Genomic DNA, 14,885 nt, shown 5'->3' on the forward strand with positions numbered 1-14,885 from the left:
TTTTTGCAAACTACAGGAACGTTATGCAAGAAATCGCGGAAAATGTTTTCATAGAAACTGAGTACGACGGTGTGAACGTTGGCGCCATTCGTACCCGACGTGGCATCATCGCTATTGATGTGCCCTCGTACCCACGGCAAGCGCGTGACTGGGCCATGCGGCTCCATGCACTTTCCCCCCGCTCAGTTCAATACACCATTCTCACTGACTATCATGGCGACCGCATTTTGAATGCCCGCTGGCTAAATGCCCCTGTCATCGCCCACGAGGCAACGGCCAACAAGCTACGCAGCTATGACAAGCGGTACCCGCAACTATTGCTAGAAAGTCTTTCCAGCCGCAACCCGGAGTTTGGCCGCGAATTGAGCCAAAGCCCAGTTGAACATGCCAGCCTGAGCTTCACTAAATTTATGCAGCTCTGGAAAGGCGGCACGCAGGTTCAACTAATTGCCACACCTGGCCCCACAACGGGCAGCATTGCTGTTTACCTGCCAAAAAGCGGGGTTTTGTTTGCTGGGGATTGCGTGGTGGCAGATATGCCCCCGCTGCTGGTTGAAGCGGATACGGCCGTCTGGCTGCAAACCATCAACCACCTTCAAAATTGGCCAGACCCGATCCACCACATCGTACCGGGTCGAGGAAAACTGTGCGACTTAGCGGGGCTAACGGCCGTTGCCAACTACATCGAGGCCATGCGTCAGCGCTTGCAAAACCACATCATAAATCAGCTTCCCAGAGAAGAAATCTACAGCTATCAGGCAGATTTTTTGAGCCAATTCTTAAACCCGCCTTTGCCAGTAGAATGGCTAAAAAAGCAAGTAAAGTATAGTTTGGATCATGTGTATGATGAGATACAATTGGCAAATGAATAACCCACAGGCACAGGAAAGAAGCCATGAGACACAAAAAATACGCTGCTAAACAAGCACTCCAGCTTGTTCCATTTTTCAACAATTTGCCGGATGATGAGGCGACCAGCCTCTCAAAGCGGCTTGTTTTACGCCGTTTTGGGCCTGATCAGGTCATTTTTCACCATGGTGATCCCGGTGGATTGCTCTATATCATCATCAAGGGGAAGGTGAAAATCACCCACTCCACCCTAGATGGACAAGAAGCAATGCTGGCGATCTTTGGGGCCGGGGATTTCTTCGGTGAGCTGGCTCTGCTAGATGATTCTCCCCGTTCGGCAACGGTTGAAGCGTTGGAAGAAACGGAAACGCTCACCCTGCATCGGGAAGAGTTCATCCGCTACATTGGCGACAACCCCGACTTTGCCCTGCATGTGCTGCACACGCTGGCGCAACACATTCGTCGGCTCAACAACCAGATTAGCGATATTTTCTTCCTCGATTTGCCTGCACGCCTGGCACGGCAGCTGCTCCAGTTGGCTGCTCAACACGGTAAAGAAACCGACGATGGCATCCGCATTGAGCTTTCTCTGACCCAAACCGACTTGGCCGAAATGACAGGTGCCACTCGCGTAAGCATTAACAAGGCACTTGGTCGCTTCCGGCGGGCGGGCTGGGTAAAAGTGGGCGGTCGCAAATTCACCATCCTGGATGAAGAAGAGCTGCAAAACCTGATCCAGATTTCCGGCGGATCCATCTAGACGGTAATCAGTGATCGGTAATCCGCTCACGGTGTTTTTACTGATTACTGATAACGGTTTACTGATTACGGCTCAATGCGTTTGCTCGCCATTAGCGACCTGCACCTGAACCACGCCGAAAATTGGGCGGCATTAAGCCGAATGCCCGCCCACCCTAACGATTGGCTTATTGTGGCGGGGGACATGGCCGACAAGCTCAAGCATTTCCGGCAGGGAATGGATTTATTGAGCCATCGCTTTGGCAAAATTTTCTGGACGCCCGGTAACCACGACCTGTGGACAATCCCCTCTGATAAAGAAAGCAAACGCGGCTTGGCCAAATATTTGCAACTGGTGGAAATTTGCCGAGAATTTGGCGTTCATTCGCCGCAAGACCCTTTTGTGCAGTTGCCAAACACAGATCCGCCCTTGTTTATTGCCCCTACATTTACGCTTTACGATTATAGCTTTCGGCCAGATGACATCCCTGCGGATGAGGCGCTCGCTTGGGCAGAAGCATCTGGCGTGGTGGCGACAGATGAGATTATTTTGCACCCAGACCCGTATCCATCGCGGCGAGCCTGGTGTGAGGTGCGCTGCCGCTACACGGAGAAGCGTTTGGCAGAAACGGCCGCACACGGCAATATCATCCTCATCAACCATTACCCCCTGCGCTACGATCTGGTTAACTTGCGCTGGATTCCCCGCTTTTCGCTCTGGTGCGGCACAAAACTGACGGAGGATTGGCACACGCGCTTTCCGGTAACGGCCGTTGTTTACGGCCATCTGCACATTCGCGGCACGCACTACCGGGATGGTGTGCGTTTTGAGGAAGTGTCGCTGGGCTACCCGCAAAATTGGCAACCAGAGCGCGGCATCGAACCATACCTACGCCAAATCTGGCCGTTTATTTCTATTTGAAGAAGGTACATGTCCGTAAGTATGCTATTAGAATTGTTAATCATTTGATCCGCTCTTCCTCTTACGAACCAATCCAATGATAGAAAAAATCACACCGCTCCCAAATAAAATGCCGATAACTTCCCAAAACGTTATCTTATAAACTTGAGAACTAAAAATAATCTTAATGCTATCTAAATTCTGCGTACCTATTTTCATTGCATCATATGCTGTTCTAACCTCAGAATAAGGCCTCCCTACTGCAATTTCGATTTCTCTTTCAAGTTGATCAATTTGTAATGTAATATCATCAATTGCATCCGCTTTTTCTTCCGAGGACAAGTCAGCATCCGAATCAGTGATTTGTTGGATCTCATTCTCATAATAAGCTATCAACGTTAACCATAAAACTATGTCTGTTTTGGAATAGTCCCAATTAACAATATTTGTTTCACTGTCCCAGTTAATGTTAACCAAGGTGAAGAAATCAGATGCTGCAGTAGGCTCCGTCTTTACCTCCTGAACACTTCCAGGAAGGACTATTCTTATTCTCCTAAAATCCTTCAAAACGGGGATGGCCACTCCTGGCTCGCTAAAATAAAGTTCGTTATCAATCTCTAAATCTACTTCTAGTTTATATGTGTCGAAAATAATGCCCTCGTCAACTTTAAGTGGCTGAAATGTAAGCGAATCACTAAAATTCCCCAGACACTCTAGTGTGTCAGCAAATCTTCCTTGGGTTGAGTTAATCGCCGTTGCAGTCAAGACATATAAGCTACCGCCAACTGGATCGGGTCTACTAACCTGGTAGTAGCAAGATTCCGCATAAAACTGTGCTTCATTTAATTTATCTAATATTTGCTGGCGATATTGCTCGTTTATAAACTCATCCAGGGTGCCATCTTCGTTGTAAAAAAGCGTAAATTCCTCATGCAAAGAAAAACTGATCGTGGTTTCATGCCTATTTTTTACATCAATTGTTAAATCTTGATTACTTCGAATTTGTTCAGTCTCCCCCCCACACCCTATAAATAGGATTAGTAAAACTATATACAGCCAACATTTTTTTGCTTTCATACTAACTACCTCATCAAAATAAAGTAAAAAACAACCTTAAGGGTTTGAACGCACAGAAGGCTTTCTAACGAACGACGTTATTAGCCTTCTCAATAGAAGGGTATTTCTTAATCAAGAAAAGTTATCCACAATACAAACCCAACAATTGAAAATGCCGAGCATTGGATATGAACCACCTACATTAAAGAATTTATATTTTGTTCAAAGGATGAACTTAGTTGACAGTATGAGCACTTAGATTGTACCAACCCTAGCATAATAAAAAGACAAATGTCAATTCAACTCGGCATAACGCAACGATTTCGCTAAAATAACGTCTTTGCTTAACTAAATCTCAAATTAAGGTAAGCAAACTGTAAGGGTAACTGTGTATAAAAGATGAATGCCTTCTGGAAAATTGATTACCTATGACGATTGAGGAAGAAAACAAGCAGGAACCGACCCCTGAAACGGCCGTTCCAACCCCAACCGACACCGAGGAAATGGCGGTGAAACGGCCGTTCTCCTGGGAATCAATCAGCGTACTGCTTTTGCTGCTTATCCTGGTGATGGCAGGTTATTTTCGCTTTACCGGGCTAACCTGGGGCGAAGGCAACTTCCTCCACCCCGACGAATTCTTCCTGATGGACGTGGCTAGCCGCATCCGCCCGGCTGAGAGCTTTGGCGAATATTTACGCACCTCAGAATCCCCGCTGAATCCGTACAACGTGGATAAGGGGTTTTACGTCTACGGCAATTTCCCCATGACGTTCACCCGCTACTTTTCGGAGTGGGCAACCTCGTTCTGCAACAACTATGCTGATTTGTGTACCCAAACCTATAACAGCTTCTACGGCTTGCAGCAGAGCGGCCGTTTCCTGTCTGCCCTGGTTGATTTGTTCACCGTTTTCCTCACGTTTTTAATTGGGCGACGGCTTTATAGTTGGCAGGCGGGCTTGCTGGCAGCCTTTTTCCAGGGAACGGCCGTCATGGCCATCCAGCAATCCCACTTTTTCACGATGGACAATTGGGCGGCATTTTTTGTGGCGTTGGGGGTGTATACGGCCGTTCGCGCCGCCGGATTTGGGGACGAAAAGCAAAAGTGGCAGCTACAGTGGTGGATACTGTTTGGTCTCAGCCTGGGGCTGGCCGTCGCCTCCCGCATCAACGTCGCACCGCTGGCAATCATTATCAACATTTCGGCCGTGGCCTGGCTAGTGCGGCGCGGCCACACCTGGCGCAGGCTGCGCCAAACCAGCCACGGTGCGCTCGATTTTCAGCGCGTCTTTTTGGGCGTGCTGGTCGCCGCCACCGTCTCGCTGGTGGTCTTCCGCCTGGCCCAGCCCTACGCCTTTGCCGATGCCACCATCGCCCGCAACGAGGTCATTAGCCAAACTGGCGAGGAACCGGGTGCAGTTTCGGTCTGGCTGCGCTCGATTATCGGTTTCAACCCGCAGTGGCGCAGCAACCTGGATGAAATCCAGCAGCAGCAAAGCCCGGAGGCGGTCTTCCCCCCCGCCCTGCAATGGACAGATCGGGACGCCATCGTCTTTCCGTTTACCAACATGATCCTGTACGGCATGGGCATTACCGCCGGATTGGCAGCCTGGGCGGGCCTTTTTTGGGCGCTGTGGCGCATTGTGCGCGCTCGCCCAGACTGGCTGGTTCACGCCATCCCGGTTAGCTGGAGTCTGCTCTACTTTTTGTTCATGGGCACGCGCTGGGTCAAATCAATCCGCTACTTTTTGCCAATTTACCCCACCCTCTTTTTGCTGGGCGGCTGGGCATTATGGGTCATCTGGCAGCGGGCGCGGCAGAGCGAACAGCGGCGCAACCTCAAGCAAGCCCTCGCTGCTGGGCTGGTTGCCCTGGTGATGATTCCCAGCTTTTTGTGGGCCAACGCTTTTGTGCAAATTTACAAAGAGCCAATCACCCGCATCGCCGCCTCGGCGTGGATGTTTGAGAATATTCCCACAGGTGCCACGCTTATTTATGAAGCCAACGGCGAAACCAAAGCGTATGCCTTGCCACTCAAAGGGTACGATTTTCAGGTGGAGGGTAACCCGCTCTTTCTGCCCGTCATTTTGCCGGAGGATGGGATGTTAACAGCCGTTCGCCTCAACATGCTGTCCATCCCCACCGACCCGGCTGGCGTTCGCACCGGGCAAAGCGAGCCAATTACCCTGCAGGCCGGGCTGCACAATGGCCCCACCGAGACAACCGATTTGGTCATCACGGAAACGGAAGCAAGTTATCTGCTGGATTTGCCGGAGACGGCCGTTGCCGCCAATAGCCCCCTGCAAATCGTGTTAGAAATGACGGCGGGCAGCACACCAGTCCGCGCCCAAACCAGCCTGCTCATGAACGAACATTGGGATGGCATATTGCCTTACGACGTGAACGGCCGTTCCGCCTACGGCGCCCACTTCACCGAAGTCACGGGCGGGCAGCGCCCCATCACCAATCCAGATGACCCAATCAAGCGGGACGAGATGGTGCAGTGGCTGGAAGAGGCAGATTACGTGGTGTTGAGCAGCCAACGCGCCGTCTGGTCGCTGCCGCGCCTGCCGCTCACCTACCCCATGACCACACGCTACTTCGAGGCCCTGTTCAGCGGCGAGTTGGGCTTTGAGCTAGTGGCTGAATTCCACGCGCCGCTAAAAATTGGGCCGCTGCACATCAGCGACACCACCGGGCAGATTGGCTGGGGCGAAATGCCAGAAGTTGGTTGGCCGCCACCGGGCGATTTGGCGGCGGAAGAAGCGTTTAGCGTCTACGACCATCCGCCCGTCTGGATTTTTGCCAAGACCGACGCATACAGCCGCGAAAACACCGTTGCCATTTTGGGCGAGGTGGATTTGAGTCAAGCGGTGTTTATGAACCCCGGCCAGGCCACGGAAGCGATGAATGGGCTGATGCTGTCGGAAACGGCCGTAACCACCCAACGCGCTAACGGAACATTCAATGACATCTTCAACCCAGACGGTGCACTCTCGCAAAATCCGGGATTGGCGGCGTTGATTTGGTGGCTGGCAGTCATCGCGTTGGGATTAGTCACTTTCCCGCTGACCTTTGCCATCTTCCGCTGGCTGCCCAGCCGGGGCTACGTTTTGTCGCGCATCCTCTCCATTTTGCTCATTTCTTACTTTGTTTGGCTGACGGCCAGCGCAGAACTGTTCCAAAATTCGCGGGGTACGCACCTGCTAGCGCTGCTGGTCATCATCATTTTGAGTGGGCTGGTGCTGCTGCGGCGCGGTGGGGAAATTCGTAGTTGGGTGCGGCGTAATCTGGCGTTCATCGGCGTGGTGGAGCTGATTGCGGTGGGTCTGTACCTCATCGCTATCCTCATTCGCGTACGCAACCCGGACGTGTGGGACGTGATTTGGGGCGGCGAAAAACCGATGGATCTGACTTATTTTACGGCCGTACTCAAATCCACCAGCTTCCCCCCCTACGACCCCTGGTTTGCAGGCGGCTACATCAACTATTATTACTACGGCTTCGTTTACACAGGTGTGCTTACTAAGCTGCTGGGCATCATCCCCACCGTGGCCTACAACCTGAATTTGTCCATGCTGTTTAGCTTTACGGGCATGGCGGTGTTTAGCATTGCATATAATCTTGTTGTTTCATGGCGAACTGACCCCCTCCCTAACCCTCCCCCTGACAGAGGGAGGGAACAAAGCCCCCTCTCCCATGAGGGAGAGGGCTGGGGTGAGGGTAGATTCCTTCACAAAAAGGGAATATACGCTGGCGCAATCGCCATCACTCTTGCCATCCTACTGGGAAACCTGGGGCAAGTTGGGGTGTTGGTGGATGCCTGGTACAAGGCGGGCAATCCGACGCTGGAAGAGAGTGTGCCGCTGGTGGGTACGGCCGTTCGCATCTTGGATGGCGGTTTCAAAGTGATCAGCGGTACGCCTGCCCCCATTTATCCTGGTGACTGGTTCTTCCTGGCCTCCCGCGCCCTCAACTTTGACGAAGGTGAAGCCGGTCCCATCACCGAATTTCCCTTCTTCACTTTCCTTTACGGCGATTTACACGCCCACATGATTGCCCTGCCGCTGACGATGCTGGCATTGGCGTGGGCGATCTCACTGGTGTTCAAGGCAAGGCAAAAGTCGGAAACGCAGACAACTGCCTGGTGGGAGACGGCACTCATCTGGTTCGTCGGGGCGTCGTCTATCGGCGTACTGCAAGCGACCAACATTTGGGATTTGCCGACTTACGCAGTCATCGGGGTGCTGGCAGTGGTTTATGCGGTTGTGGAAGAAAACGGCCGTACCCTCAACCTCCAAATTCTGGGGCAAATTGGATTGAAAACGGCCGTGCTCATTGGTCTGGCCTTCCTGCTTTTCTGGCCATTCAGCAGCAACTTTGGCGCAGGCTTCAGCTCCATTGTCCCGTGGGATGGCTCGACCAGCTTCCTGGGCAACTACTTAGTTGTCTACGGTCTGTTTTTATTTTTCGTGCTTACGCATCTGGCCCGCGAGTTCCGCGCCTGGACGCGCACCTGGACGCAAGAAGGCTTGCGCCAGTGGGAATCCGCTGCCGCACCGCTGCTGTTAGCCCTCGGTTTATACATCATTTTGCTGCTCATTTTGTTCCGCATGGGGTATTGGATTGCTCCGGTGGTGCTTACGCTCACCGTCGTGGCCGGACTGCTCGGGCTGCGCCCCAATTTACCCGCTGCCCGCCGCATCATCCTCATTTTGATCGCCTCGGCGCTGGGCATTACCCTGTTCGTAGAGTTTTTTGTGGTGGAAAACACCGTAGGGCGGATGAATACCGTCTTCAAATTTTACATGCAGGTATGGCTGATTTTGAGCGTGGTTGGGGGCGTTACGGCCGTTTGGGCGTGGCCCTCCATCCAAAAGAAAGAAACGAGTCGCAAAGCATGGTTGGCGGTGCTGGGCGTGCTGGTCGCTGCCGCTGCGCTGTATCCCATCCTGGCCACCAAAGCCAAGTGGGACGTGCGCCTGAGTCAGGAAGCCCCCATTACGCTGGACGGCATGGCCTTCATGCCCTACGCCAACTACGCCGAAAGCCAGGGAGCCGGGGGCAATGTGCCGCTCTCCTTCGATTATGAAGCCCTGAAATGGATGCAGATGAACATACCCGGCTCGCCCGTGGTGGCCGAAGGCTACAGCGACAACTATTATCGCTCTATCACCAATCGGGTCTCCATGTACACGGGTTTGCCCGGGATTATTGGCTGGAGCGGCCACCAGCGGCAGCAGCGCGCCATTTTGCCCGGCCAATTTATTGACCAGCGTCTGCGTGATGTGGCCACGCTGTACAACACGACCAACGTGCAGGAAGCGCAAAACATCCTGGCAAAATATGATGTGGGCTACGTCTACGTGGGGCAACTGGAGTGGGTGCTGTACAGTCCGCCCGGGCTAAATAAGTTCGACCAAATGGTGGAAATGGGCATTTTGGAAGAACTGTACCGGAATGCTGGGACGAGTGTTTATAAGGTTTTGGATAGTGGGAATATTTCTTTGAGTAATTAAAAGGTTATGTGTTGAGGTGTTTAAGTGTTCAAGTAATCATTAAGCCACTTGAGAACTTGAACACTAAAACCATCAAGGTTTTTTATGCTAGCTTGGGCAGACATTTTTGCGGCAATTAGATGGTGGAGCGTGCTGTTTCTGTTGGGAACGGCCGTAACCCCTCTCGCCTTCTCCCTCTTCAAAAAACTGCCGGATCGGGGCTATGCTTTTGTGAAGATGCTGTCGCTGCTGTTGGTGAGCTATCTCTTTTGGTTTTTGGGTAGCCTGGGCTTTTTGCAAAATAACCTGGGCGGCATTCTGGTAGCTATTGCACTAGTCATCGGTCTTTCTTACTGGGCGTATCGCCGCACCGGAGCGGAGCTCCGCGCCTGGATTTGGGGGCGGTGGCAGCACATCTTGCTGACGGAGCTTGTATTTGCCCTGCTGTTTGGCCTGTGGGTGTGGGTACGCGCCCAAAATCCGGCCATCGTCGGTACCGAAAAACCAATGGAATTTGCTTTTCTCAATGCTGTCGGGCGCAGCACCAGCTTCCCGCCAGTTGACCCCTGGCTCTCTGGCTTTGCCATCAGCTACTACTACTTTGGCTATGTGATGACATCGGTGCTGGCGCGGTTAGCGGCCGTTTCTGAACCAGTCGCCTTTAATTTAGGTATTGCCTGGCTACTTGCAGGTACGGGCGTAGGTGCATTTGGGCTCGTTTATAATCTTGTGCTCAGTTATGGGCAGCACCTCAAGCAGGCAGCATCTCGCCTGGCACTAACTTTGGGGTTAATAGCGGCGATTGCTTTGCCTATAGCCGGAAACCTACAGGTCATTCTGGAAACGTTACACGGGAATGGTATAGGTTCCGCCGAATTTTGGGCATGGCTCGACGTACGCAACATTAACGGCCCGGCAGTTGATCTAGAAAGTCCACGATATTTATGGTGGTGGCGCAGCTCCCGTGTTATTAATGAATATTCCTTGTCTGGTCAGATGATCGAAGGGCTGGAACCCATTGCGGAATTTCCCGGCTTTAGCTTCATTTTAGGCGATATGCACCCGCACGTTCTGGCCTTGCCGTTTGCTTTTTTAAGTTTGGCGGTGGCCTTTTTGTGGTGGCTGGAAGAAGAAAGGGAGATTGGAAATCGGAGATTGGAGATTAAACGAAATCAATCTCTAATCTCCAATCCTTCGGCTACGCTCAGGACAAACCTGCAATCTCTAATCCCCAACAGGCCTTTGTGGCTCATCACTGTGCTAATTCTGGGCGGATTGTCCTTCCTTAACACGTGGGATGTGCTGATTCACCTGTTTGTGGTGTTGGGGGCGTTTGTGCTAAACCGCTGGCGACGGTTTGGCTGGCGCAATCAATGGATCACGGAGGCAATTTGGCTGGCCGCTTTGCTGGTGATTCCGGCAGTTTTGCTTTACTTGCCATTTTATTTGGGCTTTCGCTCGCAGGCAGGCGCACCCTTTTTGCTGCCAACGCTGGTACGCCCCACCCGCCTGCCTCACTTTTTGATTATTTTTGGCCTGCCGCTGCTGAGTATTTGGGTATTGGTGTTGAGTTTGGTTAGTCGGTATAAGTTTAAGCAGTGGAAGTCTGGGCTGGTTACGGCCGTGACCCTTATCGTTGGGCTGATGATTGTGGCCATGTTGTTGGGGCTCGTTGTGGCCAGCAGCGCCGACGGTGCCGGACGCATCCTGGGCCTCGCGAATGAACTTGGCATCTTACTGCCCGATCGACCGGAAGGATCCATAGCCTTTGGTTGGGGATTTACGGCCGTCTTTGCCATCTTGCCCACCGTTTTAAGTGCCAAATTTACTACCCCTAGCGTCACGCTCATGCTGGCAGCACTGCTTGGCTTGGTCGTGATGGTTTGGCAAGGCTTACTAAATAAAAGCGGAACACAGAGTGACACTGAGGAGGCACAGAGTTTCACAGAGGAGATCGCCCCTCCCTTCACCTCGTCACCCACTCACCTGGTCACCCACTCACCCAGTCCCTTACCATTTGCGCTACTGCTCATCGCCACCGGTGCTCTGCTCACTCTGGGGCCAGAGTTTGTCTATTTGCGAGATAATTTTGGGGTGCGGCTGAACACAGTGTTCAAATTTTATTATCAGGCTTGGGTGATGTTTGGCGTGGCTGGACTGTTCGGTTTGTCTTATTTATGGCTAGCGGCGCGGGAAAGTGGTCGCAAATTGATTCCTGCCGGGGTAACAGTGGTTTATACGGCCGTTTTCGTTGGCACTTTACTCTTCCCCTACTATGCCGTCCAATCTCGCGCCATTGAGTTTCGTGGCCCAGTGGAATCGGCCAGTCGGCAACCACCAACGCTGAACGGATTAGCACAAACGGCAGCTTTCAACCCGGATGAGTATGCGGCAATTATGTGGTTGCGCGACAATGTTGATGGCACACCAACCATTGTTGAGGCGGTTGGTGGGCAATATTCGGCATACGGCCGTATCTCCGCCAGCACTGGAATCCCTACCCTGCTGGGCTGGGCTGGGCATGAGTACCAGTGGCGCGGCTATACCACACCAGAACCCGCCGAGCGCGATCCGGTAGTGCGCGACATTTACACGTTACCCGGCTGGGATAATAACAATATCGCCAGCGTGCTGGATGTGTATAGCGTAGATTACATTTATGTGGGTCATTTGGAACGCAACACCTATGGGCTGGACGGCCGTTTGCCCGGCAGCAACAAATTCAGCGAGCAACTAGAAGTTGCTTACCAGAACGGCTCTGTTACCATTTACCGCTGGCAGAGCAGACAGTAACCAGTAAACGGTAATCTGTCATCAGTTACTAATTACCGATCACCGATAACTGATTACCGATTACGGATAACAAATGGAGATTTTCCCGACACCCCAAGCAATACACAGGCAGCCTGTAGCAGGTTGGTTGAGCCGCCTGACGGTGGCAGATGGGCTGCTGGGGATTATTTTGCTGGCAGCGGCCGTTTTGCGGCTGGCTAATTTGGGATATTTGCCGCTGTCAGATGCAGAGGCAGCGCAGACGTTGGCCGTCTGGAGCTTTTGGCAACCAGAAACGGCCGTCATTGCCCCCGGCAGCCCCGCTTATTTCAGCTTGACGGGCTGGCTCACGCAGCTATTTGGCTTTGGCGATGGCGTGATGCGGCTCGTCTCGGCATTGTTTGGTATGGGGCTAGTCTACCTGCCCTGGCTACTGCGCCATCGTTTGGGGACGCAAGGGGCGTTGGTAACGGCCGTTCTGCTTACCATTTCCCCGCTTGGCACCCTTGTTTCTCGCACGGCAGGTGGCGATAGCATCGCCCTGTTTGCCTTGCTGCTGCTGCTCATCGCTTTCATTCGCTACCAGGAAACGGCCGCTACCCGCTGGCTCTACACACTTTTTGGCGCACTCGGTTTGGGGCTGGCGAGTTCGGCACTGTTTTACAGCGGTCTGGCCACGCTGCTGCTGGCCTGGTTTGTTCATGCGCGGCTAGGGCTATCGCTGTTTGTGGCGGGCTGGCAGGTGCAGCCCACAGAAACCAACTGGCGCAAGGGAACGGCCGTTGGCCTGGCAATTTTCCTGCTGTTGAGCAGCTTCTTTTTGCTGCTGCCCACAGCCCTGGGCGCGTCCGCCGGATTAGCCGGCGAATGGTTCCAGCAGTTTGGCGGGGAACTTACGCTCGATCCGCTGCTGGCCTTTGTGCGCTATGAGCCAGCATTGGTGGTTTTGGGATTGGTTGGCCTGCTGTGGGCCATTGTGCGCGGCTATCCGCTGGCGCTCTTTGCCGTCTACTGGTTCAGCGGTGGCCTGATTTTGCTGCTGCTCCAGCGCAACTTTATGAGCAATGCGCTGCTGCTGACGCTGCCAACTGCGCTGCTGGCCGGGATTGTGGTAAATGCAGCCTGGCGGCGGCGCTGGGGCTGGTTTAGCGGCATCACGGCGATGGTAACGTTAGGTGGCATCTTCGTACTGCTGGTCAATATAGCCAGACTGGGTCGCATCGCACAAATCAACCCGCAAGAGAGCACCCTTTATTTAATTGTGATTTTGCTAACGGTTTTGTTTGTGGGGCTGGTGCTTTACTTTGCAGCTTCTGAGGAGGCAACGGCCGTTTCGCAAGGCATCTTGCTGGCGCTGTTGGGCTTTGCTATTTTTTACCAGTGGGGGGCGGGCTGGTGGTTGGGGCAGCAGGCGGCCAACGATCCGCGTGAACGCTGGGTGCAAACCGGCACCGACCTGGCCATTCGTGAATTGGATGAGACTGTACAAACCTTGTCTCGCCAGCTAGCCAACTCTGACACTGCGCTACAAATCGGCACGACGCTGAATGTTCCAGCCTTAAACTGGTATTTGCGTGAATATAATCAGCTTGAGCAGCTCGATGCGCTGCCGCTTGCGCCAAATCAGCAGGTCATTATCACCGATTTCAACCCAAACTCACGGCTGGCAACAGGCTACAGCGGTACCGATTTTGCTATCCGGCGCAGCGAACCGATTCCGCCAGACGAACGCCCGCCAACGGCCGTCTACGACACATTCCGCTGGTGGTTTTTCCACGACAGTACGGCCGTTGCCCCTGCGGAACGCGCCATCGTTTGGGTACGGGCAGATTTAATTAACGGACAACCGTAAGATGAATTTTATTTTTTGGAACACAGAGTTACACGGAGGAGGCACAGAGCTTCACAGAGCAAAAACTCTCTGTGAAGCTCCGTTTATCTCTGTGAAACTGTTCCTGCTTTTTACTCATGAGTAACTTTTCTGAGCAAACCTTGCAGCCGTGGCAGGTTGATCTGCCCACCTATGCCGACCCGCAAAGTCAGGCGCTCATTCAACGCTGCCTGGCGGGTGAGGAAAGTGCCTACGTAGCGCTGTATAACGGGTACGCCGGGATGATTTACCGACTGTGCATCAGCCTGCTGCAACACCGGGAAGATGCGGAAGAGGTGCTGCAAGACAGCTTCGAGTACGCCTTCCGCCGCTTGGATCAATATGACGCCAGCAAATCTGCCTTCAAAACGTGGCTGTACCGCATTGCGGTGAGCCGCTGCCACAACAAGCGGCGGCGCAAATGGCTGCCCACCTTTTCGCTGAGCCAGCTCATCCAGCAGGGGCAAGACGTTACGGACAGTGACACCCCCACCCCGGCAGAAACGATGCAGCTTACGGAAAAACAGCAGGTCGTTTGGGCAGCAATTCAAAATTTATCTGGCAAGCTGCGGGAAACGGCCGTGCTGCGTTATTACGAAGGATTTACATTTGTAGAAATCGGCCACATTTTGGGCATTCCCACCAAAACGGCCGAATCCCGAATGCGGCTGGCGCACAACGCCCTGCGTAAAGCGCTGGCGGAGCAAATTGAACGATGACGATGATGCCTCAGGAACAACAGGTGCGGCAGCTAGTGCGTGAGACGCTGACCCAAGTTGGGCAGATTGAAAACGGCCGTCTCACCCAACTGATGCCCGCTATTCCAAAGAAGAAACGGCCGTTTTGGCAAAATTGGCTTGCTCAACCGTTAGCAGGTCAACTAGCTATAGCGGCAATGCTGTTTGTGCTGCTGCTGGGTGGCTGGCATTGGGTCAACAACGGCAGCAATGCCGTTTGGCAAGCGCTGCCCACCAGCGTGGCCGTCACTGCCACCACCACCAACACGCCCACGGCTACCCAAACGCAAACGAGGGTGATGGTCACGGAAACGGCCGTCAGCCAACAACCAGCGCCGGCCATCGTGCAAACCCCGGCACCGCTACCCACGCCGGTAGCGGCCGTACCCATCAATCAGATATTAAGTAATTGAGTAATTGGGTAATTATGTAATTGTCCAATTACCCAATTACTTCCCAATCGAATG

General features: G+C 53.1%; 9 protein-coding genes. 8 read left to right on the top strand and 1 reads right to left on the bottom strand.

The annotated features are described in order from the left end of the window. Positions 1-23: 23 nt before the first annotated feature. The 3 genes from ACOQPM_RS19455 to ACOQPM_RS19465 all read left to right on the top strand — a co-directional run bounded on the left by ACOQPM_RS19455 (position 24) and on the right by ACOQPM_RS19465 (position 2,509). Entirely contained in the window at positions 24-872 is an 849-nt protein-coding gene (locus ACOQPM_RS19455) for an MBL fold metallo-hydrolase (RefSeq protein ID WP_420631921.1), read from the top strand. 23 nt (positions 873-895) lie between these two features. Beyond that, the gene (locus ACOQPM_RS19460; RefSeq protein ID WP_420631922.1) at positions 896-1,609 is read left to right on the top strand and encodes a Crp/Fnr family transcriptional regulator; all 714 of its coding nucleotides are present in this window, start codon (positions 896-898) and stop codon (positions 1,607-1,609) included. 75 nt (positions 1,610-1,684) lie between these two features. Next, on the top strand, positions 1,685-2,509 hold the full coding sequence (locus tag ACOQPM_RS19465) for a metallophosphoesterase family protein (protein ID WP_420631923.1): 825 nt from the start codon (positions 1,685-1,687) through the stop codon (positions 2,507-2,509). Between the two features lie 36 nt (positions 2,510-2,545). Here ACOQPM_RS19465 and ACOQPM_RS19470 read toward each other — a convergent pair whose 3' ends face one another. Then, on the bottom strand, positions 2,546-3,565 hold the full coding sequence (locus tag ACOQPM_RS19470; RefSeq protein WP_420631924.1) for a hypothetical protein: 1,020 nt from the start codon (positions 3,563-3,565) through the stop codon (positions 2,546-2,548). 407 nt (positions 3,566-3,972) lie between these two features. On the opposite strand from ACOQPM_RS19470, the gene ACOQPM_RS19475 reads away from it, so the two are divergent. The 5 genes from ACOQPM_RS19475 to ACOQPM_RS19495 all read left to right on the top strand — a co-directional run bounded on the left by ACOQPM_RS19475 (position 3,973) and on the right by ACOQPM_RS19495 (position 14,831). Continuing rightward, positions 3,973-9,060 carry a DUF2298 domain-containing protein gene (locus tag ACOQPM_RS19475; RefSeq protein WP_420631925.1) on the top strand — a complete coding sequence of 1,696 codons (5,088 nt, stop codon included), beginning with the start codon at positions 3,973-3,975 and terminating at the stop codon, positions 9,058-9,060. Between the two features lie 84 nt (positions 9,061-9,144). Beyond that, positions 9,145-11,832, top strand: coding sequence for a DUF2298 domain-containing protein (locus ACOQPM_RS19480; RefSeq protein WP_420631926.1), 2,688 nt, complete (start codon positions 9,145-9,147; stop codon positions 11,830-11,832). Positions 11,833-11,905: 73 nt separating this feature from the next. After that, on the top strand, positions 11,906-13,663 hold the full coding sequence (locus ACOQPM_RS19485; protein WP_420631927.1) for a glycosyltransferase family 39 protein: 1,758 nt from the start codon (positions 11,906-11,908) through the stop codon (positions 13,661-13,663). A 116-nt stretch (positions 13,664-13,779) separates the two neighbouring features. Continuing rightward, positions 13,780-14,400 (top strand): RNA polymerase sigma factor, encoded by a 621-nt coding sequence (locus ACOQPM_RS19490; RefSeq protein ID WP_420631928.1) that lies wholly within the window; start codon positions 13,780-13,782, stop codon positions 14,398-14,400. Further along, the gene (locus tag ACOQPM_RS19495) at positions 14,397-14,831 is read left to right on the top strand and encodes a hypothetical protein (protein ID WP_420631929.1); all 435 of its coding nucleotides are present in this window, start codon (positions 14,397-14,399) and stop codon (positions 14,829-14,831) included. Before ACOQPM_RS19490 ends, ACOQPM_RS19495 begins: the two co-directional genes overlap by 4 nt. Positions 14,832-14,885: the final 54 nt, after the last annotated feature.

Origin of the sequence: Candidatus Leptofilum sp. (genome assembly GCF_965223525.1) — a bacterium.
In the GTDB taxonomy this organism is placed as follows: Bacteria; Chloroflexota; Anaerolineae; order Promineifilales; family Promineifilaceae; genus Leptofilum.

Coding starts and splice junctions, on each gene's coding strand:
- ACOQPM_RS19455 (WP_420631921.1), top strand. CDS start 24: ATGCAAGAAATCGCGGAAAATGTTTTCATAGAAACTGAGTACGACGGT.
- ACOQPM_RS19460 (WP_420631922.1), top strand. CDS start 896: ATGAGACACAAAAAATACGCTGCTAAACAAGCACTCCAGCTTGTTCCA.
- ACOQPM_RS19465 (WP_420631923.1), top strand. CDS start 1,685: ATGCGTTTGCTCGCCATTAGCGACCTGCACCTGAACCACGCCGAAAAT.
- ACOQPM_RS19470 (WP_420631924.1), bottom strand. CDS start 3,565: ATGAAAGCAAAAAAATGTTGGCTGTATATAGTTTTACTAATCCTATTT.
- ACOQPM_RS19475 (WP_420631925.1), top strand. CDS start 3,973: ATGACGATTGAGGAAGAAAACAAGCAGGAACCGACCCCTGAAACGGCC.
- ACOQPM_RS19480 (WP_420631926.1), top strand. CDS start 9,145: ATGCTAGCTTGGGCAGACATTTTTGCGGCAATTAGATGGTGGAGCGTG.
- ACOQPM_RS19485 (WP_420631927.1), top strand. CDS start 11,906: ATGGAGATTTTCCCGACACCCCAAGCAATACACAGGCAGCCTGTAGCA.
- ACOQPM_RS19490 (WP_420631928.1), top strand. CDS start 13,780: ATGAGTAACTTTTCTGAGCAAACCTTGCAGCCGTGGCAGGTTGATCTG.
- ACOQPM_RS19495 (WP_420631929.1), top strand. CDS start 14,397: ATGACGATGATGCCTCAGGAACAACAGGTGCGGCAGCTAGTGCGTGAG.